Annotated in this window: 26 protein-coding genes and 1 riboswitch; of the genes, 7 read left to right on the forward strand and 19 right to left on the reverse strand. The window is 44.7% G+C overall.

The window, feature by feature from the left end:
- Positions 1-16: 16 nt before the first annotated feature.
- From NSQ38_RS02485 to NSQ38_RS02550, 14 genes are all read right to left on the reverse strand, one after another.
- Positions 17-2,266: a bifunctional 2',3'-cyclic-nucleotide 2'-phosphodiesterase/3'-nucleotidase gene (locus tag NSQ38_RS02485; RefSeq protein WP_036673194.1), complete on the reverse strand. Its 2,250-nt coding sequence runs from the start codon at positions 2,264-2,266 to the stop codon at positions 17-19.
- A 477-nt stretch (positions 2,267-2,743) separates the two neighbouring features.
- Positions 2,744-3,160 (reverse strand): pyridoxamine 5'-phosphate oxidase family protein, encoded by a 417-nt coding sequence (locus NSQ38_RS02490; RefSeq protein ID WP_339786775.1) that lies wholly within the window; start codon positions 3,158-3,160, stop codon positions 2,744-2,746.
- Positions 3,161-3,622: 462 nt separating this feature from the next.
- Entirely contained in the window at positions 3,623-4,081 is a 459-nt protein-coding gene (locus tag NSQ38_RS02495) for an NUDIX domain-containing protein (protein ID WP_339786778.1), read from the reverse strand.
- 86 nt (positions 4,082-4,167) lie between these two features.
- Positions 4,168-4,941: a 5-oxoprolinase subunit PxpA gene (locus NSQ38_RS02500; protein ID WP_339786781.1), complete on the reverse strand. Its 774-nt coding sequence runs from the start codon at positions 4,939-4,941 to the stop codon at positions 4,168-4,170.
- On the reverse strand, positions 4,941-5,972 hold the full coding sequence (locus NSQ38_RS02505) for a biotin-dependent carboxyltransferase family protein (RefSeq protein WP_339786784.1): 1,032 nt from the start codon (positions 5,970-5,972) through the stop codon (positions 4,941-4,943). The genes NSQ38_RS02500 and NSQ38_RS02505 overlap by 1 nt, the downstream gene beginning before the upstream one ends.
- Positions 5,969-6,685 carry a 5-oxoprolinase subunit PxpB gene (pxpB, locus tag NSQ38_RS02510; protein ID WP_339786787.1) on the reverse strand — a complete coding sequence of 239 codons (717 nt, stop codon included), beginning with the start codon at positions 6,683-6,685 and terminating at the stop codon, positions 5,969-5,971. The genes NSQ38_RS02505 and pxpB overlap by 4 nt, the downstream gene beginning before the upstream one ends.
- 37 nt (positions 6,686-6,722) lie before the next feature.
- Positions 6,723-7,556: a DUF2785 domain-containing protein gene (locus NSQ38_RS02515; protein ID WP_339786790.1), complete on the reverse strand. Its 834-nt coding sequence runs from the start codon at positions 7,554-7,556 to the stop codon at positions 6,723-6,725.
- Positions 7,557-7,559: 3 nt separating this feature from the next.
- On the reverse strand, positions 7,560-8,150 hold the full coding sequence (locus NSQ38_RS02520; RefSeq protein WP_339786793.1) for a histidine phosphatase family protein: 591 nt from the start codon (positions 8,148-8,150) through the stop codon (positions 7,560-7,562).
- Complete coding sequence (locus NSQ38_RS02525; RefSeq protein WP_091038170.1) at positions 8,147-8,737, reverse strand: DUF1572 family protein; 591 nt, start codon at positions 8,735-8,737, stop codon at positions 8,147-8,149. Before NSQ38_RS02525 ends, NSQ38_RS02520 begins: the two co-directional genes overlap by 4 nt.
- Positions 8,738-8,805: 68 nt before the next feature.
- A complete protein-coding gene (locus NSQ38_RS02530) occupies positions 8,806-9,135 on the reverse strand; it encodes a DUF952 domain-containing protein (RefSeq protein WP_339786796.1) in 330 nt (109 codons plus the stop codon).
- Positions 9,136-9,186: 51 nt separating this feature from the next.
- Entirely contained in the window at positions 9,187-9,744 is a 558-nt protein-coding gene (locus tag NSQ38_RS02535) for a GNAT family N-acetyltransferase (RefSeq protein ID WP_339786799.1), read from the reverse strand.
- A gap of 28 nt (positions 9,745-9,772) precedes the next feature.
- Entirely contained in the window at positions 9,773-10,180 is a 408-nt protein-coding gene (locus NSQ38_RS02540) for a DUF2809 domain-containing protein (protein ID WP_339786803.1), read from the reverse strand.
- Between the two features lie 4 nt (positions 10,181-10,184).
- Positions 10,185-10,736: a GrpB family protein gene (locus NSQ38_RS02545; RefSeq protein WP_339786806.1), complete on the reverse strand. Its 552-nt coding sequence runs from the start codon at positions 10,734-10,736 to the stop codon at positions 10,185-10,187.
- Between the two features lie 385 nt (positions 10,737-11,121).
- Positions 11,122-12,228, reverse strand: coding sequence for an Ig-like domain-containing protein (locus NSQ38_RS02550; RefSeq protein WP_339786809.1), 1,107 nt, complete (start codon positions 12,226-12,228; stop codon positions 11,122-11,124).
- Positions 12,229-12,409: 181 nt separating this feature from the next.
- On the opposite strand from NSQ38_RS02550, the gene NSQ38_RS02555 reads away from it, so the two are divergent.
- Positions 12,410-12,613, forward strand: coding sequence for a hypothetical protein (locus tag NSQ38_RS02555; RefSeq protein ID WP_062837211.1), 204 nt, complete (start codon positions 12,410-12,412; stop codon positions 12,611-12,613).
- Between the two features lie 223 nt (positions 12,614-12,836).
- On the opposite strand, the gene serS is transcribed toward NSQ38_RS02555, so the two are convergent.
- Positions 12,837-14,135, reverse strand: a complete 1,299-nt coding sequence (serS, locus tag NSQ38_RS02560; RefSeq protein WP_339786813.1) for a serine--tRNA ligase — start codon at positions 14,133-14,135, stop codon at positions 12,837-12,839.
- Between the two features lie 387 nt (positions 14,136-14,522).
- Between serS and NSQ38_RS02565 the strand changes: the two genes are divergently transcribed.
- On the forward strand, positions 14,523-15,758 hold the full coding sequence (locus tag NSQ38_RS02565) for an MFS transporter (RefSeq protein ID WP_339786816.1): 1,236 nt from the start codon (positions 14,523-14,525) through the stop codon (positions 15,756-15,758).
- A gap of 430 nt (positions 15,759-16,188) precedes the next feature.
- Here the strand turns inward: NSQ38_RS02565 and NSQ38_RS02570 are convergent, their stop codons facing one another.
- Positions 16,189-16,650 carry a hypothetical protein gene (locus NSQ38_RS02570; RefSeq protein ID WP_339786819.1) on the reverse strand — a complete coding sequence of 154 codons (462 nt, stop codon included), beginning with the start codon at positions 16,648-16,650 and terminating at the stop codon, positions 16,189-16,191.
- 550 nt (positions 16,651-17,200) lie between these two features.
- Here NSQ38_RS02570 and NSQ38_RS02575 point away from each other — a divergent pair.
- Entirely contained in the window at positions 17,201-18,130 is a 930-nt protein-coding gene (locus NSQ38_RS02575) for a hypothetical protein (RefSeq protein ID WP_339786821.1), read from the forward strand.
- 324 nt (positions 18,131-18,454) lie between these two features.
- Here NSQ38_RS02575 and NSQ38_RS02580 read toward each other — a convergent pair whose 3' ends face one another.
- Genes NSQ38_RS02580 through NSQ38_RS02590 form a run of 3 tightly spaced genes read right to left on the reverse strand, consistent with a single transcriptional unit; the run spans position 18,455 to position 21,881 of the window.
- A complete protein-coding gene (locus tag NSQ38_RS02580) occupies positions 18,455-18,670 on the reverse strand; it encodes a KTSC domain-containing protein (protein ID WP_339786824.1) in 216 nt (71 codons plus the stop codon).
- A 12-nt stretch (positions 18,671-18,682) separates the two neighbouring features.
- Positions 18,683-20,482 carry an ATP-binding protein gene (locus tag NSQ38_RS02585; RefSeq protein WP_339786827.1) on the reverse strand — a complete coding sequence of 600 codons (1,800 nt, stop codon included), beginning with the start codon at positions 20,480-20,482 and terminating at the stop codon, positions 18,683-18,685.
- Positions 20,472-21,881, reverse strand: coding sequence for an SIR2 family protein (locus NSQ38_RS02590; protein WP_339786830.1), 1,410 nt, complete (start codon positions 21,879-21,881; stop codon positions 20,472-20,474). Before NSQ38_RS02590 ends, NSQ38_RS02585 begins: the two co-directional genes overlap by 11 nt.
- Positions 21,882-21,988: 107 nt before the next feature.
- A riboswitch (TPP riboswitch) is annotated at positions 21,989-22,101 on the forward strand.
- A 221-nt stretch (positions 22,102-22,322) separates the two neighbouring features.
- On the opposite strand from NSQ38_RS02590, the gene NSQ38_RS02595 reads away from it, so the two are divergent.
- The 4 genes from NSQ38_RS02595 (at position 22,323) to NSQ38_RS02610 (ending at position 25,583) form a co-directional block, all read left to right on the forward strand.
- Complete coding sequence (locus tag NSQ38_RS02595) at positions 22,323-23,363, forward strand: ABC transporter substrate-binding protein (RefSeq protein ID WP_339786833.1); 1,041 nt, start codon at positions 22,323-22,325, stop codon at positions 23,361-23,363.
- A gap of 225 nt (positions 23,364-23,588) precedes the next feature.
- Positions 23,589-23,879 carry a thiamine-binding protein gene (locus NSQ38_RS02600; protein WP_017690996.1) on the forward strand — a complete coding sequence of 97 codons (291 nt, stop codon included), beginning with the start codon at positions 23,589-23,591 and terminating at the stop codon, positions 23,877-23,879.
- Entirely contained in the window at positions 23,879-24,637 is a 759-nt protein-coding gene (locus NSQ38_RS02605; protein WP_339786838.1) for an ABC transporter permease, read from the forward strand. Before NSQ38_RS02600 ends, NSQ38_RS02605 begins: the two co-directional genes overlap by 1 nt.
- A 37-nt stretch (positions 24,638-24,674) precedes the next feature.
- On the forward strand, positions 24,675-25,583 hold the full coding sequence (locus tag NSQ38_RS02610) for an ABC transporter ATP-binding protein (protein ID WP_339786840.1): 909 nt from the start codon (positions 24,675-24,677) through the stop codon (positions 25,581-25,583).
- Positions 25,584-25,641: the final 58 nt, after the last annotated feature.

The following is a 25,641-nucleotide window of genomic DNA, read 5'->3' on the forward strand; positions in this document are numbered from 1 at the left end:
CTCAGCTTATTAAACTTTAAGAAGCGGGAATCACGATTTTCTGTCCAACTTTCAGGTTATGCACATTTGAGATCTTGTTGGCTGTCGCAAGTTTGCGCCAGTCCACACCATATTTCAAACCGATGCGGTACAGGTTATCCCCTTTTTTCACTACATATACAACCTTGTTGTTGGTTGCCGGTTTCTCAGGTTGTGGCTTAGGCGTCGGTGTTGGCGTTGGTTTAGGCGTTGGAGCTGGCTCCGCACCTGTTTCAGGTGTTGTCGTTGCTTCACCTGTCAGTTTCAAGCCATACTCTGCAAAACCTTCATTGTTTGTACCGATAAATGACATCGCCGGGTTCGCTTCAACCAGATCTTTCGCATCCGGGGAAGAAGCAAACACAACTTCAAGATCGTTCAGCGCTGCTGCAGTTACACCAGCAGATGGTTTGATTGGTGCCAGGGACCAGTTGCCGTCCGCTGCTGGATTAATCGTTTTATTTTCACGAATGTAGTCGATGATCACTTGACGGTTCTCATCCGGTGCAGCCAGAACGATCCGTTTGCCGTCCGGGTTAGCAAGTTTGGATGAAGAAGCACGGTAGTTATTTGTCGCTACAATGAATTTTTGTGCTGGGTCAACCGGTTTGCCGTTAAAGCTCAGATCCTTGATCCGGCTTGCAGATGCATTAACAATCGTAGCTTTGCTATCGTATTTGGCTGGTTGGGTCACATCAATCTGATACGTTACACCATCGATAACATCGAAGTTATACGTTGGGAAGTCGTTGTTGATCAGTTGTTGTTGTCCACCTTTAGCCGGGTCGATCTGGTTGAACTGGCCTGCAGACCATTCCAGCCATTCTTTCAGTTCTGCGCCGTTAACCATTACAGCATGTACCGTATTTGGATATACGTACAGGTCAGCAACGTTTTTGATCGCAATGGTGCCTTTAGGGATATTCGTGTAATACGAAGCGCCTGAACGTCCACCGGCTTTGAATGGTGCACCTGCGGACAATACAGGGATTTTCTCATATTCCGTACCTTGCATATGTTTTTCGACATACCATTTCTGTGCATTCGTTACGATCTGAATGGATGGATCATCCTGAACCAGAGCGAAGAAGCTGTTGATAGGTGCAGTCGTTTCGCCCACCGGACCACGAACATACTCCAATGTACCTTCATGCTCTTCATGAACCGCATCAATGATGTCCTGATCAGCCTCTACTAATGGTTTTTTGCCCGCTGTGTCATAGATTGGGCGTGCTTCCGTTTTGGAATCGACCACTTTCCATTTGCCATCCACTTGTTCTAGATCCAGATCAATAATCCCCAGGTGATCACCCCAGAATCCTGGCTCTACAGCAGGAACGCCGTTAATGGTGCCCTTTTCCAGATCTACCCCTTTTTTGCCGGCAAAATCAGCACTTGGGAACACTTTGTGGGCATGTCCAAATAGAATGGCATTAATGCCTTCAACTTGGCTCAGATACAGTACGGAGTTCTCCATCAGATCCGTTTGAGGAATTTCCTCAAATCCGGAGTGAGGAATAGCTACAATAATGTCGGCACCTTCGGCCTTCATTTTCGGAATGAATTTTTTCGCGGTAGCAATAATATCCTTGGCGATTACTTTGCCTTCAAGGTTAGCGCTGTCCCACTGCATAATTTGTGGCGGTACAAATCCGATCACACCTACTTTGATCGTATGTTCTTTGCCAGTCTCATCCGTTACTTTTTTATCCAAAATCTCATATGGTGTGAAATAGTTCTTGTCATTTGTCTCATCATCATCACCATCGTCTACATAAACATTGGCATTAATGTAAGGGAAGTTCGCTCCCTCCAGCGTCATGTCCAGGAAGTCCAGACCATAGTTGAACTCATGGTTACCGATGTTACCTGCATCATAATCGAGCAGATTCATCGCTTTATATACAGGGTGAGTCTCACCCTTTTTCAGTGGATCAATTTTCGCAGAGTAGTCTCCCAGCGGATTCCCCTGAATCAGATCCCCGTTATCAAACAGCAGGCTGTTCTTCGCCTCGTCACGGGCTTTCTTAATCAGTGTAGCTGTTTTGGCGAGTCCATACTGGTCTGTCTCTTTGTCGGAATAGTAGTCATAGTTAACCAGGTTGGTATGAATGTCTGTGGTTTCCATGATCCGCAGTTTTACCTTGGCAGCATCCGCAGCCGATACAGGTACTGGAAACACCGCAAGCACGTTTAATGCAACCAAAGCGGCAGTCAGGCTTGATAATACTTTTTTACTCGTTTTCAAAATAACCCCTCCCGGTTATGTACATTGAATCATGCATTAATGGGCAAACGAAGAGCGCAGAAAAAAGATAGATTTCATGGGTTGTGCGTACTGACGCTCTGATGACATGCATCGGAATTTCAGGTAAGTTTATCTCACATGAACATCTATTTATGTCTGTGCTTGTCGTTTACATTCCAAATCATAACGCAATGTTCAGCCATTGAAAAGCATTATTTTTTACATTACCCGCACATACCTAGGCGAGTTTACATTATCATGCGTGATTTCGACAATTTTTTCAACATTTTAGTAGGTATATAGTGCTTATTATCTTTAAAATACGTATATTACATGTGTCTTACATGTATATCCAATTCAGCGTTATTCATCCATACCAAAAACCGTGAAACCATAATGGCTTTCACGGTTGGATTAAACTCTGCGCGTATTTTCGCATAAGGACGCTACTTTGCAGAGGTTATTTTCATATTCGGATTATTGTTCCCACACATGATGCTCATGATCTTTCCCTGTGTATTCAATACGAGTCGGGGTGATGTCCAGAATGACATAGTTCGGATCATTAGGTCCATCGAACCACGCCTTCAGTTCGTCGTTCCATACTTGCTCACGCAAACCTTCGTTCTTGGTCACTTCACAGGTTCCTTCAATCTCAACCACTTCCTTGGAACCACCAGCCTCATAACCAAGTAGCAGGCTAACATTCGGATTATTCTCCAGTTCCTCTACTTTGTGTGTACGGCGGTTCGTTGCCAGATGAATGTTCAGTCCATCGTTGAAAAGCGCCATATAGCGGGATTTCGGTTTACCATTCTCCACAGTTGAGAAGCTGCAAAAAGGGTTGTTTTTCAATGCTTTTACAATGTTTTGTTCCAATTCAGTCTGGTTCATGGGAAGTGCTCCTTTCGGTTTTGGGGGAATATTGGGAGGACTCTTGTAGAAGGTCGTTCCGGGTACGGATCGTTCTTTGGATCGCTGTTATCCCCAGATTTTTTTGATTCCCTTTTCTCAAAGGGAAAATCCGGTGATAAAGGCGAACGCTTCGCTTCCTCAGAATCGATTCCGTCCCCTCCACTACGTCTACCGTTCTTCCAATTTGAGGAGTGGGTAAGCTGAAGTTCAACAGAAACCTGTACTTAACTTTGCAGGTTTCGTTTCTTTAGGTTTTATCCGCTCCGTTGCTGTGTATAAATACAGTCAACTTACGTTAAGTGTAATAAGCCTGTACTTATAGTGTACCCACCTCACCTATGGTGAATCCATGAACCGATACGCTAACGTGACAAAATTGGAAAAGTTCTTTATAAAATTGTTTACATAAAGGGGTTATCGCTTAAATTCTTCATCGCTGATTTAATTCAGATCTCCAAGATAGATTGATGAAGAGCCCGATTGAAGAAGCAACTCACCTATGGTTTTTGGATATAAACGAATCTGAGACAGCTCTTCAAGTGCAATCCATTCCACGGCGACTTGATGGTCGTCTGGATTGGAGCCTTCGAAAATAGTTGCCCCCGGATCGATCAGGCTGCACGCAAAATAAAATTCAACCTGGTGGATGTCTGCATCCCACTCGGCGAATTCATGATTTTTTCCGATATACTCTCGAATATGTAACAGCTCTCCCACGTTCACAGCCTGACCAATCTCCTCCAGACATTCACGCGCGACCGCATCCTTGAGTTCTTCACCTTTCTCCTGTCCTCCACCTGGGAACACATAAGCCGTACCATATTGGTCTTCCAGCCGGATGACCAGCAATCGTCCATCCTGCACAATGACAGCCTTCGCGGAGTTGCGTATGGGTTTCATTCTGTTGATCCACTCCTTGTCATTCTAAAATTTCAAAGTTCAATCCGAACAACCTGATACTACTATCGTTCTGCTGAAAAGGCGTATCATCCTGTTGTATGCGCGGATAACTTAATACCTTCAGATTCCAGCACACGACGAATCTCTTGAGCAAATGCAAAAGCGTTTGCTCCGTCACCGTGGATACAGACCGTCTCTGCCTTAATGGAAACCAGCGTACCATCCGTGGATACAACCACGCCGTCTTTCACCATCTGGAGCACTTGAGCAATCGCTTGTCCTGATTCTTCAATGAGGGCTCCAGCTTGGCTTCGAGGAGTTAACTTTCCGTCCGCCCCATAGGTTCGATCCGCAAACACCTCGCTCACACTGCGCATACCGATGCGATCCGCGGCGTGAATCAGCTCACTGCCCGCCAGACCATACAAATACAGATCAGGCTGTACTTGATAGATCGCCTCCACGATGGCTTCAGCAAGCTTCGTATCTTCTGCAGCCATATTGTATAAGGCACCGTGCGGTTTCACATGATGCATTCGCCCCCCACTTGCCCGTACAAAGGCATCCAGCGCACCAATCTGATACACCACCATGTCATAAGCTTCCCGTGGCGTTATGTCCATACGCCTTCTGCCAAACCCTTGCAAATCCGGCAACCCGGGGTGGGCTCCAATTGCCACCTGATGCTCTAATGCCCTCTCCACCGTTAGCCGCATCGTAGCCGGGTCCCCTGCATGATACCCGCAGGCAATATTGGCTGATGTAATTAAGGGTAGAATGGCTTCGTCCGACAGCGTGCGATATATACCATAACTTTCGCCCAGATCACAATTGATATCCAAAGTTTTTGAGGTATTCATTAAGTGCCCCCCATTCCTGCCATTCTTCTGCGTATCAACTTATCCATGAGCTGCATATTGATTTCCTGTTCCATATACAACTGCCGGGCTTGATCATGCGTAATCTGTTCAAAAGAAATTCGGGTTCCTGGCCTAGCCTGAGCCAGGATTGGCATATCCACCTGAGCTACCTGTACAATGACAGGATAACCTCCAATCGTCTGATGATCTGCCATCAAGATGATGGGCTGACCATCCGGTGGCACCTGCACCGTGCCATAGGTAACCGCTTCAGACAGCCGATCCAGCGGCTGATCCAGCTCCAGTCTGGAGCCTTGCAAGCGATAGCCCATCCGATCGGATTGCGGAGAGATCACGTATTTTTCGGCATATAATTGCTCCAAACTTTCTTGGCTGAACAGCGATCTGTCCTTACTCTCCATCACACGAATAACAGATCTCCCATAATAGTCAGGTCTCTCACGTTCAGATAAAAACCACGCAGACGCCAAAAATCGTTGATCCCGCTCACTCTCCTCTACCTGCTGCTCAAGACGCTTCATCCAACCTTGCGCTTCACCTGAAGGTTCACCTATGGATAACAGATCGCCCACGCGTAAGGCTCGCCCATCCATACCGCCAAGACCTGTCTTGAGATCTGTACTTCGACTGCCCATCACTTCAGGCACAGCTATTCCACCCGCAATCGCCAGATATCCACGCAAGCCATGACGACATGGGCCAAATTTCAGTACACTTCCAGCCCGCACCAGCACCGGACGCCACAAAGGTACGGGCAGATGATCCACCGTTGCCGTCAGATCGGCCCCACATAATGAGATGAGCTGGCTCTCCTGAAATAGAAGCTCCGGCCCCGTCATCGTCAACTCTAGCACTGCCGCATGTCGGGAGTTGCCCACAAGCATATTGGCTGCTCTGGCTGCAAAGGTGTCCATGACCCCGCCAGGATGAATACCATACCGGCGATAGCCGGTTCTGCCTTCATCCTGAACGGTAGATAACAGACCAGGGCGAATCACTTCAATACTCATCGTTCGCCCTCCTTCCGCTTCAACGCCAGATAGTCCTGCATCGTAATCTGTTCGAATCGAACCCGATCACCTGCTGCCAGCAAACTCGGTACGTTCTCATCCGGCCGAAACAACCGGAGTGGCGTTCGTCCAATACATTGCCATCCCCCGGGTGTATCCACCGGATAGATTCCCGTTTGTTTGCCACCGATACCTACTGTACCCGCCTCAACCCGAAGCCTTGGCGTTGCCCGTCTGGGCGTAGCAATCTGTTCAGACAACCCGCCGAGATACGGAAAACCCGGTGCAAACCCAATCATATGTACGAGATACTCCCCGGATGTATGAATCGCAATAACGTCCTCTGCGGTCAGTCCATGCTCACTGGCAACATAGTCCAGATCAGGCCCCCACTCTCCACCGTAACATACGGGAATCGTGACTGTTCTGGGCTTGTTTTGTACGGATTCCTTCAATTGATTCAACTGCAGAAGCAGAGTTCGGCATAACTCGGGGTAAGGGGAGATGAACGGATCATAAAATACTGTAACGGACGTATATGAAGGCACCCATTCGATCATGGCTGGCAAAGTGCTTTTTTCCAGCAAAGCACACACAGACATCACTCTGCGCTGCACAGCGTCAGACAATTGATCTCCACACTGGATGATAACCGCTGCCTCACCCAGCGGAGATAAAATCTCCTCTGTCCATGCATACGTCAATTCGGTCATGCGCCATCTCCCCCTTATCCACACGTTTAGCGTATCGTTATTTATCTCTCTCCAGTGCCTGCAGTACCAGTGAACGAACCGCCGGAAACGGCTCATCTTCTTCTGTACGTATCGCAAGATACAGTGTCTGCAAAAACAGACGCACATTCAGGCTCCTATGACTGGTTTCCAGAAATGATCTGTTCACTGCCATATCCCCTTGATGAAGGGAATCGATCCACGCCGTAATATCCTTTTGCTCCAACAGATTGCGACGCAGAATGGTTGTTACGGCATGCGCTATTCGCTGATCTTCATCGTGGATGTAAACTTCACTTGATTCGGTTATTTTCAGACTGATTGCATGCAAAAGTTCCAAAAGATCCGCCTGCTTCAGATATGGCGACTGTGCCAGATCTTCAACCGCATCCGCCGCGTGTGCAGGGGCATGCGCCCAGCCTTTCTCATCGGCATAGCCGCGAAGATCTTTTTCGCATTCCAGATATGTAGTCAACCGATGATGAATCCCTGCGATATCCTCTTTGTCCAAGAAAGGTCGCTGACGATCCACATTCAGAATGGGAGGCAGTAACAATACAGAGAACGTCCGCGTAAACACACTATCCGTTCCCTGCTCTCCGACCCCATAGAACAGGTGCTGGTCGTCCAGCGCCAACTGCAACACATGCCTTAGCTGATCTTCCGAAAATACGCCCTGTCCAATCCAGGTTGCAAACGTAACATAGATCAATTCATCTCGCAGGACAGGATCAGGACTGCCAATATGTTTCATCATATGCAGCGCCAATTCGTAAGGCTGTTCCTCGTTATTAATGGAACGATTAGCTGACTGGATATGCTGCAATTTTTGCTTTAACGTCAGAGCATCCATCTATTAAGACTCCCTGGACGAATCCAAATGCACGCTGCAATTGTACAGTTCGCATTGCCACGTATCATCTTTCTTGGCAATCCGGGTAATGGATGTGTTGGACAGCTTCACGCTGACATCAAGCTCAGGCACCAGACCTCGCAGTGTATTCCGCAGAACGGCTCCGTGACTGACAACGATCACTCTTCCATCGGGGTGCTGCTGTACAATATCTTCAAGCACCGCACTGCCTCGAACAGTCCCTGCATCTGCAAGCTCACGTCCCAGATCCAGAGTACTCCAGTCCACTCCCCACTTGGCTAACCGTTCCTCTTCCGTCGTTCCTTCGACCTGTCCTCCGCCCATCTCGCGAAGTCTAGGGTCCAGATGAATCTCTTGAATACCCAAGCGATCACCAATGATGCGAGCCGTCTCACTTGCACGCTCCAAGTCACTTGCATAGATGGCATCCCAGGATTCTTCGGCTAGTCTCGCAGCAAGTAAAACGGCCTGTTCCCTGCCATCCTGATCCAGCGGGTTATCCGTCTGCCCCTGCGAACGTTTTTCCTTATTCCACGCTGTGCTTCCATGGCGAATCAATGCAATTTGAGTCATTGTTGTTCCTCACCTTTTTCTATATGAAGTTCATCTTCTGTAAAATGTTTGCGTGCCTTCGGCTTGGCAAATTTGCCGCCATTATATTGAGAAGACCCGTTTCTCGGAATGGAGAGACTGTCCCAAGCTGTTTCTTTAAGCATTTTCGCGGCAAATACAATCTGCCCGACATGATACGGATAATGCGCCAATTGCCGAATAATTGCCTCCATGACGGTATGACCTTCATTTCGAATGTATATGATATGAGACAATTGTTCCGGGGTAAACGAACGAATGGCTTCGAGTAGGCATGTCCAGCCTTCTTCCCATTTAGCGAGCAACTCTTCCCGGGATGTAATATCATTCACGAATTCAGCATCTCGCTCACGCCACGGTTTCTCACCATCTGTTGTCAGTACATCCGTCCAACGGGACAGCATATTGCCCCATAGATGTTTTACAATTACCGCAATGCTGTTCGCGTCTTCATTCCAAGATTGAAACAATTGCTCGGACTCCAGTTGTGCCATGGCTTTTTCCCCGAGCTGCTTGTAATACAGGAATTGTTTCTCGGCTGTCTCCAGAAAAACCTGATTCATATCCATCCGTTAACCACCCTTCGGAAAAGTATGTTGTCCCCTGATCACGTCCAAACAGAAGCGTCACATGTTATTTATTCAGGAAATGAGAATGTGCCGTCTGCATTCGGTTCAAATGGAATGACTTTGCGAACCGCATCCAGATTGAGTTCTCCATAGATATGTGGAAATAGCTCATTCAATTCGTAGAGATCCTCATATACCAACTCTGGCTTTAACGCCTTCTCATCAATACTAAGCAATAACAGATCCGTGTGGCCTGCATAATATTGCCCGGCTACCCATGGAATCTGTTCCTTGGTGGAACAATGAATGAATCCGTCCGTCTCCAGGCTATCTGGTGCATACTCAGTCCCTTTCGACACTTGCTCCCACAACGAACGGGAAATAATACTATAAATCATGGTTCCGCCTCCTTCAATTTCTGCGATGTACCCTATGTGGCATTGGAAGTATTATAGATCATCCCGGATACGGGAGTACAATTTTTGATCTGTAAATACACCTTTGATCTTCAACTGTTTGCGTATCAAACCTTCGTACGACATGCCCAGCTTCTCCATTACGCGTGCAGAGCCTATGTTGCCTGCATTACATTTTCCCTCCAGCCGATTGCAGTCCAGTTCCCGAAAGCAATAATCCACGATAGGTTGCATCGCTTCTACTGCAAGACCCTTACCCCAGTGACTGCTGGCTATTGCGTACCCCAATTCAGCACTCTGCATGGGTTCGTTGAGATGAAAGATGCCACCTCTCCCGATCAAGGTCCCTGTTTCCTTCAGGACAAAAGCCCAGATATGTACCGTTTTTCGTTCATAATTATCCAGTACCCGCTGAATATATTGAATCGAATCCTCCACCGTCTCATGGCAGTTCCACAAGCTTTGCTGACTCACTCGCGGATCAGAGGCAAACGCATAATATTCATCAAGATCATCCATCGTAAGCCGCCTCAGTTTTAACCGCTGTGTTTCGAATTCGGGTAATTCGGCAAAAAGTTTTTCTACATTCATTCAGCACACCTCCATGATTCACTTGATTTCATGATCCAGCCATCTTATTTCTCAGGAAATAACGATCTATCATAACCATGCACAGAATACCAACCGAATATCGAATCAGATCGATCACCAGAAAACCATGTCCCAAAATAAGCGCACCCCATACGGTTGAACGTATCTCAATCAGCCAAGGCGTCTGAATCAACTGTGAGAACTCAATCATCCAACTGAATGCACAACTCAAACACATCGCCCATACCAAGCTGCGATGAGGCCACACCATGCGTACTCCGAAATAAATCATGCCCGCCCAACATGCATCCCCGAAATGTTCATGCACCCAACCTGGCAATCGTTCACCATAGTGTCTGGATGCGAGCCCTGCCGTCATGGTCATCATGACTGCGAAGAAATAGATCAGCCTGTCTCTGATAAGTACGCTTTTCAATCAATCACACGCCTTCATCAAGCACTTGTAAAATAAATTGCGTTTTGGCAGCGGTATACGATTCCCTATCTTCCTTGTTCTCATCAGCAAGCTTCGTCTTCAGGATGGCGTAAGCTTCCACGAGATCTGGGCGTTTTCTCAGCACATCCCGAAACCGAATTTGACGATCCCAGCGTTCTTCTCCCGGGCGCATTAGATGAAGGTGTACCGCTCTCTTGCCATCCTTGACCCTGACCCAGAATCGCCTGTATTCCCGTCCATCCAGTTCAGGCGGAACGTAATTCCAGCCCACCGGATTCAGCTGATCCGCAATCAAATCCATGTCGTCCCATGACTGTACCTCTGCCATTAGATCAATAATGGGTTTGGCGGGTAACCCTGGAATGGACGTGCTTCCAATATGTTCGAATTGATGGATATTAAACTGCTGTAACAGGTGTTTAAGTTGCCGGATTTCATCCTGAGCCTGCGCATCCCAATTGGGGTTGGCCGGAGCAATCTCTACCGACTCTGTCGCCCAGGCAGGCCAGTTTTCCGGTTGCATTGGATCTTTCATTCAGGCACCTCCTCTTCACCATGACATTTTAAATGGTAACCTTCTCTGTATTTTTCATAGGTGCGTTGCTTCATGCGCTCAATCGTAGTACTCCGTTGAAATGTAAGTGTGGAACTTAGGGATAAAAGAAGATATTTCAGGTAAGCCAGATCACTAGAGTTAGCGTCTGAGCTTATAATCGAAGCTTTCATATCCATCCCATCCCATCCCGTTATAATTTTGTTCTAGCGGAAGGCATCCCAGATACATATTTCTATATATCCAAAAAGGAGCGTATGTTTACGCCCCTTGGTTGTCTGTTACCTTGATGATATTGATGATTTTAACGATGTCATGTACTGAAACTAATTTTTGGATCATGCAAGATGCTTTATTATATGAAGATTTATTTTACCGTAACAGGGATCATCACTTTTTTGTTGCCCCACTTGGCCGTGATAGACGTTTTACCTTTGCCTACAGCCACGATCTTGCCATTTGTTACTGTCGCTACGCCCGGCTTTGTGCTGCTCCACACCGCGCTGTTGGTCACAACAGTGGTCTTGCCCGTATCATACTGGGCCATCACACTCAGCGTTGTACTTCCCTGTGGGGACAAAACCAGTTTTTTCTGCCCTGTAATCAACTTTTTGAGCAAAGGTACAACGGTAAGCTCTGCCTTTATTGTCTGATTTTGATAAGTTCCTGTCAAGGTGGCTTGTCCTTCTGTCAGCGTTTTAACTGCTCCATTTTTCACGATAGCTACATTTGTATTGGAGGAGGTCCATATGATTTGTTTCGAAAGGTTAATCGTTTTGCCGTTTGCGTAGGTGCCAATCACCTTCAACGCTTTGGACTTCTTGATGTTCAACTGCATTGTGGCAGGAGTGACTTCAACTTTGGTAATCTCATCCGTCACAGCAACGGGGACTTTCACAATCGTTGTTCCGTATTTGCCTTGAAGCAATACTCTGCCAGGCGTAACACCTTTGATTTTACCGTTTTCCAACACAGCCGAAGCACTTGATACCGACCATACGATCTCAGACGTTACATCCTCTTCCTTACCATTTGCACGGGTAATGCTTACTTTGGGAAGGGTACTCTCACTGCCTTTAACAAAATTATAGGAGTTCGGTGAAGCTTTGATGCTTTTGATCTTCTCCTGCACCTGCACAACCAACTGGGCTTTTGCCCCGTCTACCTCTGCAAAAATCGTTGCTTCGCCCGCGGCCACAGCCTTGACTTTACCTTTCACCATCGTCGCGACTGCTGCATTACTGGTGGACCAAGTCACGCCTTCGGTAACATCCTGCTTGTTATCAAAACCTTCTACCGTTGCCATCACCTGAAGCGCAGCTGTTTCGGAAACACTCATCTTCTGCGGGCTGCTATTGGTTATTTCAATCGATTTCACGTCACCAGTAGCCGCCAAGGCCAACGAAGGGACCAGTATTGTTAATGCCATAATTAGAGCAAGCGTGCCTCGAAGCGCCAGTTTGATTCTATTCATTTTTAATTTCCAACTCCCATAATCCAATATTTTACTTCTATTATATTATATCGGATATGAATTGCATAAAGTTGAATGTCGTAAGTGAGAGTCTTGGAACAATTCATGATTTTCATTGTATAATATGGGAAGGCCGCGTAATACTGTTTTAATAAACCTAAAAGATGGGGGTGGGGTATGTATGATCGAAAAGAATTTGCTTGATATGGTTTCACCTAAAAATAACCGTAAACGTATGAAAGCTATAGTCACTTCGACATCCACCAAGATTCGTCCTGAAGACGAAATGGTTCTATTGATGAAAACAGCCCGCAATCGTTTCAAAAAAGCCCTTGAATCTGGACAAATTGAAATCATTAACGAGCGTGAATGGAAGCTGCATTAACATGTAAGAAATAATTTTATTTATTTACATAAACGAAGAAAATTCTGATTAAGAAAGCTATATCTTAGGTCCGAGCACTAACCATCAGTTATATTTGGCACAACATAGTAGGAGATCGGTTCGTTAAATAGTGTTATCGTTGAAAAGGGGATGTCCATCGTCACATGCAACATGACGTTTGGAACATCCCCTTTTTGAATTACTAGAGCGTTAACTAACCTTTCTAATTCACTTCATCCTGCTCTGGCAAAATCAAGCTCTCGGCCCCGCCCATATAGGGCCGCAGGGCTGCCGGAATGCGAATGCTTCCATCCTCCTGCTGATGATTCTCAAGCAAAGGTATCAGGATACGCGGCGACGCTACCGCCGTATTATTGAGCGTGTGACAATAGGCCAACTTGCCTTCGGCATCCAGGCAACGAATATTCGAACGGCGAGCCTGAAAATCATGCAGATTCGACGACGAATGCGTTTCTCCATATGCATCGCGGCTTGGCATCCAGGTCTCAATGTCATACTGTTTGTACGTTTTCTGCGACATATCCCCGGTACATACAGCGACAACACGATACGGCAGTTCCAATAATTGCAGCAATTCTTCAGCGTGTCCTGTAATCTCTTGCAACATGCGCTCCGATTCTTCCGCATCAGGGGCACAGAGGATGACCTGCTCAACTTTGGCAAATTGGTGCACCCGATACAATCCGCGTACATCACGTCCGCCGGAGCCAACTTCACTGCGGAAACACGTCGATACCGCGGCCAGCTTCACAGGCTCTTGAACATCAACAATCTCATCCGCATAATACGAGACCAGTGGCACTTCAGAAGTTCCCACCAGCCACTTGTTCTCCCCTTCGAGCTCATAGACCTGATCTCGACCGGTTGGGAAGAATCCGGTGTTCACCAGCGCATCCTCCCTGACCATCAGCGGAACCTCCATCGGTGTAAAGCCATGCTTCAGCAACAGATCCAGCGCAAGTTGCTGTACTGCCCGATGTAATAAGAGACCTGCGCCCTTTAATACATAACTTCGCGTACCACCAATCTTAACTCCACGGGGAATATCGATCAGATCATGCAATTCCCCAAGTTCCACGTGATCTTTGGTGTTATACTCGAACGTCGGCACCTCTCCCACACGTCGCAGCTCCACATTATCCGCATCCGACGTGCCTTTCGGGGTATCCGGGGATACGATATTGGGTACCAGCCATTGCAGCTTGGTTACTTCCTCCTGCACAGGGGCGAGCTTCGCTTCCACCTGCTCCAACTGTTCATTGATCTGTTTCACCTGAGCCCGCAAACCCTCGGCCTGTTCCCGATCCCCAGCTTGCATGAGTCTGCCAATGTCTGCAGATAACGTATTGCGCAATCTGCGCCCTTCTTCCGATTCCTGCAAAAGTGCTCTGCGTTCCTCATCCCGCTCCAGCAATGTGCGAATGCTGATATTAATTTTTTTCCCGTCTGCTGCCGCCTGAACCTCTTCTTCATGTGCACGAATCCACTTCATTTCCAACATGGTCACCGTCTCCTTTGGCTGTAAAAATGCAAAGAGCGCCCTCATCCCTTGGGACGAGGAGCGCTCTGCTCGCGGTGCCACCCAACTTGCTGAATCAGGATATCCTGCTTCCAGCCTCTTGGTCCGCGATAACGGGCGGTTCCGGTTAACTTGGGGAAATATCGCTCCCCTGGCGAAAACGCCTCCGAGTTGGATTCTCTTCAACGGCATGGTCCGATCTGTAATTGTTGGTCTCAGTATATACGAACGCCGGACCAAATTGCAACCTTCTGTATAGATCAGGAATTCATGGCACATCGTAACATGTCCTGTTATGATAGACTTTGTCTTCAAGATTGCGCTTTATTGTGATCCTCAATTTATGTATATAAGTAGAAGGAGTTCTTTATGAAAAAATTACTTTGGATCGGATGTCTGTCCTATTTCCTGATTGGACTTGCCCACGTTGTGCTCGGTTCCATTTTACCGGTTGCACTTGAACATTACGGCAAAGATTATAGCCAAGGCGGAACGCTGATCTTTGCTCAATTTGCCGGATTCCTCGGTGGTGTATTGTTATCTCCATGGCTGAACAGACGCTTTGGTAAACGCGGGGGCCTGTTAATCGCCACAGCGTTGCTCTGTATTGCAGAATTATCCTATATGCTGCTGCCACCATGGGGCTGGATGTTCGTCATTGCACCCGCTGCCGGCTTTGGGTTCGGAATGGTTGAAGCAGTCATTGGTACCATTATCATCGCTGCAATCAAAGACAATACAGCCGTTGCCATGAGTCGACTGGAAGTGTTATTCGGGATCGGGGCGATGGTCATGCCGCTCATTGCCAGCGGTCTGATTGCTGCCGGATACTGGCGCCTTTCCTTTCTCGTTGTTGCGATCTGCGCAGCGCTGACCTTTGTTTTCTGGGCAAAAGGATCATTCGGTGAACTCGATAAGTTTCTGGAGCGACAGAATTCAAATCATGCTTCCGTAAATACGCACTCTGCTGGGACATCGGGTGAGATGCATCCCGCATCTGCAAGTACACCCAGTCCAACCTATCGTGGCCGTAACAGGACTCTTCTGGTATTATTCGTTCTGTTCTTCTTCCTATATGTTGGCACAGAAATGAGTCTTGCGAACTTCATGCCGGCGATCCTGATTGAGAAAATGAACATGAAGGAAGCCGGAGCAGCGCTTAGTGTCACCTGTTTCTGGATTGCCATGTCCGTGGGACGACTCTTCGCCGGATATATCGCAGAAAAATTCCAATACCGCGTCTATGTCCTGTACAGTTGTCTCGCATCTGTTCTTTTGTTAATGGTATTTCCATTTACAAACCAAATCTGGTCTGCATTTCTCATCATCTTACTGCTTGGACTAGCGATGTCAGGTATTTTCTCCATTGCCCTTGTCTTCGCCAATAAACTGCTGCCCGGAACTGAAGAATCCACACCCAGCATTTTGATTGCCTCAGGTGGGGTTGGCGGTGCCATTCTGCCTTTGACCACGGGATGGAGTCTTGATCATCTGGCGGTTAATCAATCTGCATGGATGCTTGCGATCTTTGCAGTTGGCCTGCTTGTCATTAGCGTAATCACGTATCAATGGCAGAACAAACATATGGTGGATCCAGCGACTTAACAGTTATGTGTCGATGCAGTCCTGAGAATTAGAATTAGAAATAGAATACCTATTATAGAGATTGAGATGTCCACCGCCATGACCTGACGGTGGACATTTTGTTGTAGCTTCTGTGCAAACGAACCTAGCACACGCTATTTATCTGCATTTCAGGATATTTGAAATCTAACGAATCCTAGAGACGTTATTATAGGTAATTATCTAAAATTCAAGGTCTCGTTGGAGGTTTTTTGCATAATAACGCCGCTGAGATTCGTTAGATTTTTCATTCCCTAAAAACTGGCCTAATAAGGTGTCCTCGATTCGTTAGCGCTGTTATCATGGTGGGAAGTGCCCTATCTTTGTCTCTCTGATCACCTTTCATTAAAGGTGAGAATACGATCTATTCATTTGCACAAGATTGCCCAGGAAATACTTAGCGCCAGCCGAATCACACACTTTTGTTAACGACAGGCATTACTGGCCCGTTGTCCTTGATGAATTTACCAAATACATATCGGACGATTGGCCCCAAAATGATCAATTGATATGGAAGCGCCAAGCTGAAGTTACGAGCGATCGTCTGAAGATAGGTACGGAATATAGAACCCCCACTTAACTGATCCGCAAGATATGCCGAAATCATTCCATACATGGACATGATCAGAACCATGCCAATTACCATAAAAAATGACATGACGAGCACTCCTAGAATTTTATTGGACTTGTCGAAGGGCATGGAGAATGCAATCTTTCTCGCCACAGGGCCAACAATGAAAGACTCCACCAGAAACGCGATGACAAAACATAATATGAATTGAAGTAATATTTCAAGCGGGGACATCTTGCCGAGTAACCCACTGTGCCATAGATTGAAGAACATCATGACCACAACCATTCCTGTACACATCATTACATTTCCCACTTGATAACTAATTATTACAAATTTATCATACTCTTTAATATAAAAAGGAAATATTATCCTCATACATTCAAGTATCATAAGAGGGATTACCACGATGAGTTTTCAAAAGCGCATCGACCACGTCCGGCATTGACGTTCACGATCTGGAAACCACACATAGATATTCTTTTTTTATGTGGTAAACTCAAAATCATTGGAACCATCAATAAATCTGCTTAAAAAGCCACCTTTGGTGCTATAAGCGAAAGTGGTTTTTTCATATATTAATTACTCTAAAGAGGGAAAAGAAAGGGAAATGTCGAAACCATAATTTATAAGGTGATCGGAGGGAGTAAAGAAAAAGATTTCTCTTGTCCCATACATCTCTCGTGAATTTGAATTGATTTTGAAAACACTCCACTGCCTTTTGAATAGCTTACATTGGACAAATTCATTATATGGTTAGAAACGTTCATTCTAGTTGCAGATTTTGGATAATCAGCAGGCTTGTTTAATAAATGTATGATTTACTATATGCTTTTACGAGGAGAAAGACACATTGAAGATAAGAGTAGAGTATAAAGATGTTAATGGACAAATAAATAATCAGATTCATATCTTATCAAGAATTGCTTTTGCAAAGCACTTAGGTATAGCTGGGCAAGGGTACGCTCCGAAACCACAAAAACTTATAAGAACAATTTCTATGTTTCTCCATTATAGTAGCTATATTCAACGGAAAGCATTTTATGAGGATAGATTTTCGGAACCTTCAATCGAACTTTCTGATCCTACTGAAAAGGGACAATTTTCAAATCTTGCGGGTAAAGCTATAGCAGACTTTCTATCAAAACGTATAGATCAAAGCATTTTTACAGTTAACTATGAGGCTGCGATGAAAATGAAAGGAATGGCATTAAAAGGTGGAAGACCTGACTTGTTTGCATTTAAGAAAAGTGGAATGTTTGCACTTGAAGCGAAAGGATACTCTGGTAGATCTGGCGATATGCAAACTCATAAAATTCAATCCCAAACAGGCGGGATACCTGTTAATTTTACAGTAGCTTGTGTTTCATACAACCTTTACAAAAATATACGCTGTAAATATTATGACCCTTTAAATGATGCAATTGAATTTGATAGTATTCTGCTTCGTCAACTAACAAGCAAATACTACACGGGATTATTAGGATTTTTAAATAATGAACACTTTGAATATAGTGAGCTAGTAATTCAAGGGGAATCTTTTTATGAAGTAAATTTATCCGACCATCTTTTTCGTCTTTTTTCAGATGAATCTCTACATAATCTAATTTATTTATGGAAATTCCATTGTGATTATAAGTTAAGTTTAATTTTACCAAGAAAAATTAGAGAATATGCAAAAGATGGACTAGAAGAAAATGAGAAGCCCTTTCTGCTTGATAGCAAAGAGAATACTTTGTATATCGACAATGATAGAGTTGGACTACGAATTAATAGATACTAAATGAGAGGTATTAGAGGCATTTCCTTAATAAGCGAGTAAAAGTTGTAATGTCCGTGACATGCATCAGCATAAAATAAAATCATATATTGCAAATGATTAACTAATGGTATGTTAATCATTATTACTATCAGGGAACTTCCTAGGGCTTTTATTTTAATCCGGAAAACACACCCCCAACATTTGAGAACATGATATTTTATAGGGTGTTTTATGTATTTCAGTACATACCGTTGGAAGACCATGAGTTTTTTAAGAAATATAGAGCAAAAAGATCAATATTTAGGAAATGGGGCATACTTTTAAAAAGTTTGCCCCGTACGATTGCTAACCTACTCTACTTTCAGAATATGTGTTTTTAATGTTAGCATGAAAATATTTACCAACTGAAGGTGCAGAGTTCATTTCAAACCAGATATATTCTGGCACGTCATAGTACTGCCACACATGTCCGTTCGACTTGAATTCCACTTCCAAAATAGCTTGAGATTCATCATAACCAATGTTAGTTATCATTGAAGATTCAACATATTTTCTATCCATGAAAATGCCTCCCTATAATTTTTGTTCTCTGATTTTGGTTACTACTTTTTGGTAACACTGAAGGTCTTCCGCAAATTCAATTTTCCATTGTTCAACCAACTTAGGATCAGCACTATCCGGCCTAGGATTTTGTAATGGAAGCCGAATTCTAGAAGGAATTTTAATAGCTTCCCCTACAACGATTGCTTCTCCAATTCTTAAAGATGGTAATAAATCTATCAAACTATTCATGTTATCCGGTGCTAAAGATTTTACAATTGACTGATCTGAGGAGTTAGTAAGTCTAAGAGCTATGAAGGTTCCGACTTGTGATAGTATTGTTTCTGAGATTTCTGAAGGTCGTTGTGAGATTACAAGAGCACCCAATCCGAATTTCCGACCTTCTTTAAAGATTTTTTCTACAGCAACCTTAGCATAGCTAGCGGCATCGTTCTTACCTAAATATGAATGGGCTTCATCATAGGCAAGAAACAGAGGTCTATTTTTACCTGTACTAATCTCATTTCGTCCCCAAAACATACTATCATATACAAAACGTGTTATTAAACCAACTGCTATGTCCAGTACTTCAAACGGGACATTGCTTAAATCCAGAATTGTTAGCCTTTGATGACTACCAATCCATTCATTAAGCAGGTTATGCAGGTCCTTTGGAGAATCTGCGTCCTTGTAATCACCTGGATGAAACATAAAGTTATACCTGCTGTCTCTCAGTCTGCTAAGTAGCTTTTTTTCATAGGAGTAGTACTCGTTATGTTGGCTTTTAAATGGAGGTGAATTTGGAGCAGTATTTAAATGAGAATGGAATTTTGCTCCCTGAAGATTTTCATAGTCTCCAAAATCTTCAGTTACTTGACCTTCCAGTGTTTTAAGATATTTTTTGGAATCCTCTTTAGATTGCTCATCCTTTTTAGTTGAAGAAAAACTTGCATTTAACCACCAATTCATTTCATACCATAGTTTCCTAGAGTTAAATGGTATCGGTGAATCAGCAGTAATATAATCTTGATTAACGTTTCCCGCCTTCAAATTATAATTTTCTTTTTTTAACTGGACAACCAACTCTCTGAGTAGTCTGTACTCAGGCCTTTGATCGTCTGTGGGTTTTGCTCCTACAAGAAAATAAGCTAATTCATCAAAATTCATAAGCCAAAAAGGAATATATAGTGGGTTATGTGTATCATTGATTTTGAAAACCTTGGCTTCAGGAAAAGCGGTTGCATATTCCCCATGGGGGTCTATAAGAACCATTCTTGAGTTTGAATAATCATTGATAATTCTTTTAATCATCCCCGCGGTAGTATTTGATTTTCCACTTCCTGTTGAACCTAGTATCGCTGCATGTCGAAGTACAAGTTTATGTACATCAACAAATACATCTAAATTATCCGATGACGAATGTTTTCCAATAGGAGTGGAACCCAAACTTCCCTTTCCGTATATGTCCACTAAATCAGACTCTGTTACAATATGGACTTCATCATTTATAGTTGGATATAGACCAATCCCCTTTTCAAAATCTCCGTTACCTATCTTTTCTCCAACTAAGTTAACGGTTAGAAATCGTGATCCAATTGCTTGTTTTAATTCACTGTCATTAATCTTACTTGGAGTATTACTTACACTTGATACAATTCCATACGAAACTACATTACCAATAGGCATTTTTACAAAAGTTCCTATTTGACCAATTTTGTATACCTTGCCTTCTATTATTGGGCTAGAAGATGGGATGTTATCACTAATTTCTACTTCTACAATATTTGAATCGACTCGGATGATTTTCCCTAAAAAAGTAATATCATTTTCCATGCACAGCCTCCTCTATGCTCTTTTTCTTCCCTGAATTAGAAATGAGAAAAGCTGATAATTTTTTAAAATCGCCGAGTATGAATTTATCTTCTTGTTTGTCCCAATAAAAACTGCTTTCGTTGGCATTTCCGATACTATCATCATATTTCCATTGATACAGCCTGCCATTAGTAATCATTTTTTTTGGACCCATTACACAAAGGTTTAAATGTGTTATGGCAATTGACTCCATAAAATCAACTTGTTCATCCGAAAAGCACATACATACTGCATATAGCCGAGGATTCTGTCTTAAGCCATTGAAAATAATCTCATTGATATGCTGATCTGAAAAAGAATAACCAGAAAATATAAAGAGACGTTCTCCTTGCAATAAATAGTGTTTTAATTTATCAAAATATGCAATAAAAGGTTGCTTACGAGATAAATTATATTTTTCCTTTGAAGGGTAAACCACAAGTTCATTTTCTGGTACATCAACTTTTCCATTTCTAACAATTTTATAGTTGTCGGATAAACTGTCTTTTCTAAACTCCCAGTTTAAAGAACCATGTATTTTCCATAATCTTATCCAGTTAAAAGTCAAATCATTGTTACCTACTATTTTCTCAATACTCTCTGGCCAAAAAAATGGCTCGTATGAACCTACAAATCCGTCAAAATATGGAATTCGGTTATCTTCCATAGCTTTTTCTAATAATAAATCATAGTTAGTGGTAAAAATTTCTTTAATGCTATTTCTATTCGCAATGTCAAGCCATGCGAAAAATTTCCTGAGATCAGTAATATCTGCATCTTGCTCTTTAGCTTGAATGATATCAAATATTTTTTTGCATATTTGTTCATCTAACATTTGAGCGACTCTTCCATTTATTCCATCATATTCTCTTTCTTCTTTTTCCCCTGTTATCTCTCTTATTTGTCGGACATAGTTTAATATATCTTCTACACTAATATTTCTACCAGCATGTAGACTAGCTAAGCTATATTTAAGACTTGTAAAGTGTGGCTTAAGGCTACTATTAAGGCTTTCTTCAACATAATCTGTTAATCTGTAAATATTAGGTAGCCCAAATGCACAAGAACTTCCTGCTCCAAAAAAGAAACCTATATTTTTTGAATAGGACAATACCTTTTTAAGTTCATCCATCTCTTGAACTACATTTATTTGGCTCATATATTTACTCCTTATCGGCTCAGGGGGATGTGGGAATATACAAAAAAAATCTAAATTCATACATTTTTCGATAGTATGCACTTCGATTATACATTGATCACCAATATATTCCAACAACAAGATTTGCGAAAAATCCGATGCTTTTGCACTCAGCCAGATTGCCTTATATGATTCGCCACGATAATTAATGAAAATAACACATCCAAACAGGCTGTTATACATATGTATATCGGCCTGTTAGATAAGTTCATACGTGTACCCATCCAGTTCCTGACTGGACACGTTCCACCGGCTGGCCTATAATTACACCTAGTAATGCCCGTAACTTCATAGTTTCCCAGGGGAGTCGGAATTGGCCGGCTGAGAGTGTATCCCACCAAGATACTAACCCTTAGACCTGATCTGGATCATGCCAGCGTAGGAATCGGAGTATATCGAAATGGCACAGCCCTATGGCTGAACGCCACCTCTCTAACGCCTGCACGCGTCCCGGATTACGGGACGCTTTTTTAATGTTCTTTTATATAGCCAGAGAGCTAAAAAAAGTGACGTTATCCAGATCTCAACTGGTATAAATCTGTCGATTTATGCAAGATGATTGGATATGAAGCCAAGGAGTACCCCGTGCCACTCGGCCGGACATACCGAAGGAGAGAACCACAGATGAAATGGCGTAAAACGATGGGATTGTTGCTCTTATGCGTGCTTATGGTGACTGTAGCCGCATGTGGTGGCAAAGAAGCTGCCCCGGCAGAACAGAACAGCAACACAAATGCGGAAAGCAGTAACGAAGGTGACACTGCCGCCCTGAAAGATATTAAAGTGGTGCTCGACTGGACACCGAATACGAATCATACCGGCCTGTATACGGCTGTAGATCAAGGTTTTTACAAGGCCGAAGGCTTAAACATGGAGATTGTACAACCAGGTGCCGGTGGCGCAGATACGATGGTTGCATCGAACGAAGTGCCTTTTGGCGTAAGTTATCAGGAGAGTGTAACTCAAGCCCGCACACAGGGTGTGCCTCTCGTCTCCATTGCAGCAGTTATTCAGCATAATACATCCGGGTTCGCTGCTCCGGCGGATAGGAATATCAAATCACCGAAAGATTTTGAAGGCAAAACCTATGGCGGTTGGGGTTCCCCAGTGGAAGAAGCCGTGATGCAATCCATTATGGAAGGCGACGGAGCCGATGTATCCAAAGTGAAAAACATTAACATGGGTGATGCCGACTTTTTCACCGCAGTAAAACGAGACATTGATTTCGCATGGATTTTCTACGCTTGGACGGGGATTGAAGCCGAACTTCGCGGGGAACCAATCGACATGTTATATGTGAAGGATTATTCAGATGCATTGGATTACTACACGCCTGTCCTCGTAACAAACGAGCAGACGATCCAAAACGACCCTGAGTTGGTGAAAGCATTCCTGAAAGCCACCTCTGAAGGGTATCAATATGCGATCGATCATCCCGAAGACGCAGCGAACATTCTGATCAAGGCTGTACCGGATCTGGACAAGGAATTGGTCCTGGCAAGCCAGAAGTGGCTTAGTCCCAAGTACACAGATGACGCCCCGCGCTGGGGTGAGCAAAAACAGGAAGTGTGGCAGAACTACACCGACTGGATGTTTAGCAAAAAACTGCTGGATGAACAGATCGATGTGAGCAAAGCATATACGAACGATTTTTTACCCCAATAAAATTTCTCATATAAAACGAACTTAATATTTACACGAGGACGGAGAGGACAGAAATAACGTGAAAAAGCGAAGCGGTCGCCTTTATCACCGGATTTTCCCTTTAGAGAAGGGAATCAAAAAAAATCTGGGGATAACAGCGATTGGAGGGTTATTCTGTCATCGAAGTGGCAAGTGTAACCGTCATTAGTTCATTTTATATATTTTCGAAAGGAGCCGTGATCTCTCATGGCAAGCACACTACTTAGCATTCAGGTTATTCCGAAAACGCCAAATGGCGAGAACTCTTATCCATACGTTGATCGCGCCATTGAAGTTATTCAGCAATCCGGCCTGAAATATCAGGTGAACGCGCTCGACACCACGATGGAGGGGGAACTGGAGGAACTGCTGGAAGTTGTCCGTAAAATGCACGAGGTACTCGTGGAGGCTGGCAGCCCAAGCATCATCTCCCAGATCAAAATCGCCCATAGCCCTACCGGCTTCAGCATGGACACCCTGACGGAGAAGTATCGCTAATGCCTGCCTATTTCAAAAGTGTATGGCCGCCCATTGTGGCGGTTATTCTCTTTATAGCGATATGGCAGGGAGCCGTCTCCCTCTTCCATATTGAGAAATGGATGCTGCCTGCACCGTCCGACATCGCCCGCGAAGCGGCAACCCAGGCCGAACGGCTTGGCATACACGCTTCCGCAACCATTCAGTTAACGCTGATTGGATTCGCGGCTGGCACAGCGGTCGGATTACTGATAGCGATGGTGCTGCATTTGGTCCCTTTTCTCAAGTCAGCCCTGTACCCTTTACTTATTCTTAGTCAAAATATCCCGACCATCGCGCTCGCGCCACTCCTGTTAATCTGGTTCGGATTCGGGCTGTTGCCCAAGCTGATTACGATCATCCTCGTCTGCTTCTTCCCCGTTGCAGTGGCGGCCATGGATGGCTTGACCCGTACTGACGCCGCGATGATGAACTATATGCGCATGGCTGGTGCGAAACGTCACCATATCTTCTGGAAGCTGGAGCTCCCCCATGCGCTGCCATCCGTGTTCTCCGGTGTCAAAATTGCCGCTACCTATAGCGTGATGGGTGCCATCATCGCCGAATGGATTGGTGCAGACAAGGGTATTGGTTATTATATGATGCTGCAAAAGTCGGCTTATCGCACGGATCGCCTATTCGTGGCGATCATGATTATTGTCGCGCTCAGCTTGCTGCTCTTCCTGTTCATTGCCCTGCTGGAGAAGCTACTCGTGCGCTGGCGGCCACAGAAGCGATAATAAAGAAGTAATCTGTATATTAGGAAGTGATGACCATATGAATCGGCAACAGGACGAACAAGTCCAGCCTGGACGAGGAGCAAGTGTAGTGGAGCCAACGCACGGTGAAAAGTTAAACTCGGCTACGCCTAATCGACCTGCCAATACGACTCCTGCTTCGGTTCCACCTGCACTGGACGTTGTTAATGTTCATGCATCATTCCGTGAACGGCGGAGCAGGTTACCGGTTCTGAACGGCCTGTCCCTGACTGTGGAGCAAGGCGAGTTTGTCGCTATCGTTGGACCATCCGGCTGTGGCAAAAGCACCCTGTTCCACATCATCGGCGGTCTGCTGAAGCCACAGGAAGGCCAAGTGCTTATGAACGGTCAGAATGTAACGGGACAACGTGGCAAGATTAGTTATATGCCTCAACAACCCGCTCTTTTCCCTTGGCGTACCATTGAAGATAATGTACTACTTGCTGGTGAAGTAGCTTCAAGCGCTCCTCCTCGGGCTGAAGCTCTTGCGGAAGCTCGTAAGTGGTTAAGCAGCGTGGGTCTTGCCGGGTTTGAGCAAGCATACCCTCATATGCTGTCTGGCGGAATGCAGCAGCGTGCTGCATTTTTGCGTGCCCTGCTCAGTCCGCAGGAACTCATGCTGCTGGACGAACCTTTCAGCGCGCTGGATGCACTGACACGTAGCGACATGCAACGCTGGCTGCTCGATATCTGGGAACAGAACCGCCGCTCGGTGCTGTTCATCACCCATAATATCGAAGAAGCACTGCTGCTTGCGGATCGGGTCTATGTGTTATCCAACCGACCTGCAACAGTGTTGCACGAGGTACATGTTCCTTTTGATCGCCCAAGACGAGAAGAAATTACGGAGGAATCCGCTTTTCTGGAGCGTAAACGGCAGATTGCACAGTGGATGAGAGAAGAACAGCAGAAAGCCCGCCTATCTTGATAGCGCGGGTTTTTAAGTTATTATTTTCCTTTAATGGGTGATCCACCACAATGAATTC

The sequence above is a fragment of the Paenibacillus sp. FSL R7-0313 genome (genome assembly GCF_037969885.1).
Lineage (GTDB): Bacteria > Bacillota > Bacilli > Paenibacillales > Paenibacillaceae > Paenibacillus.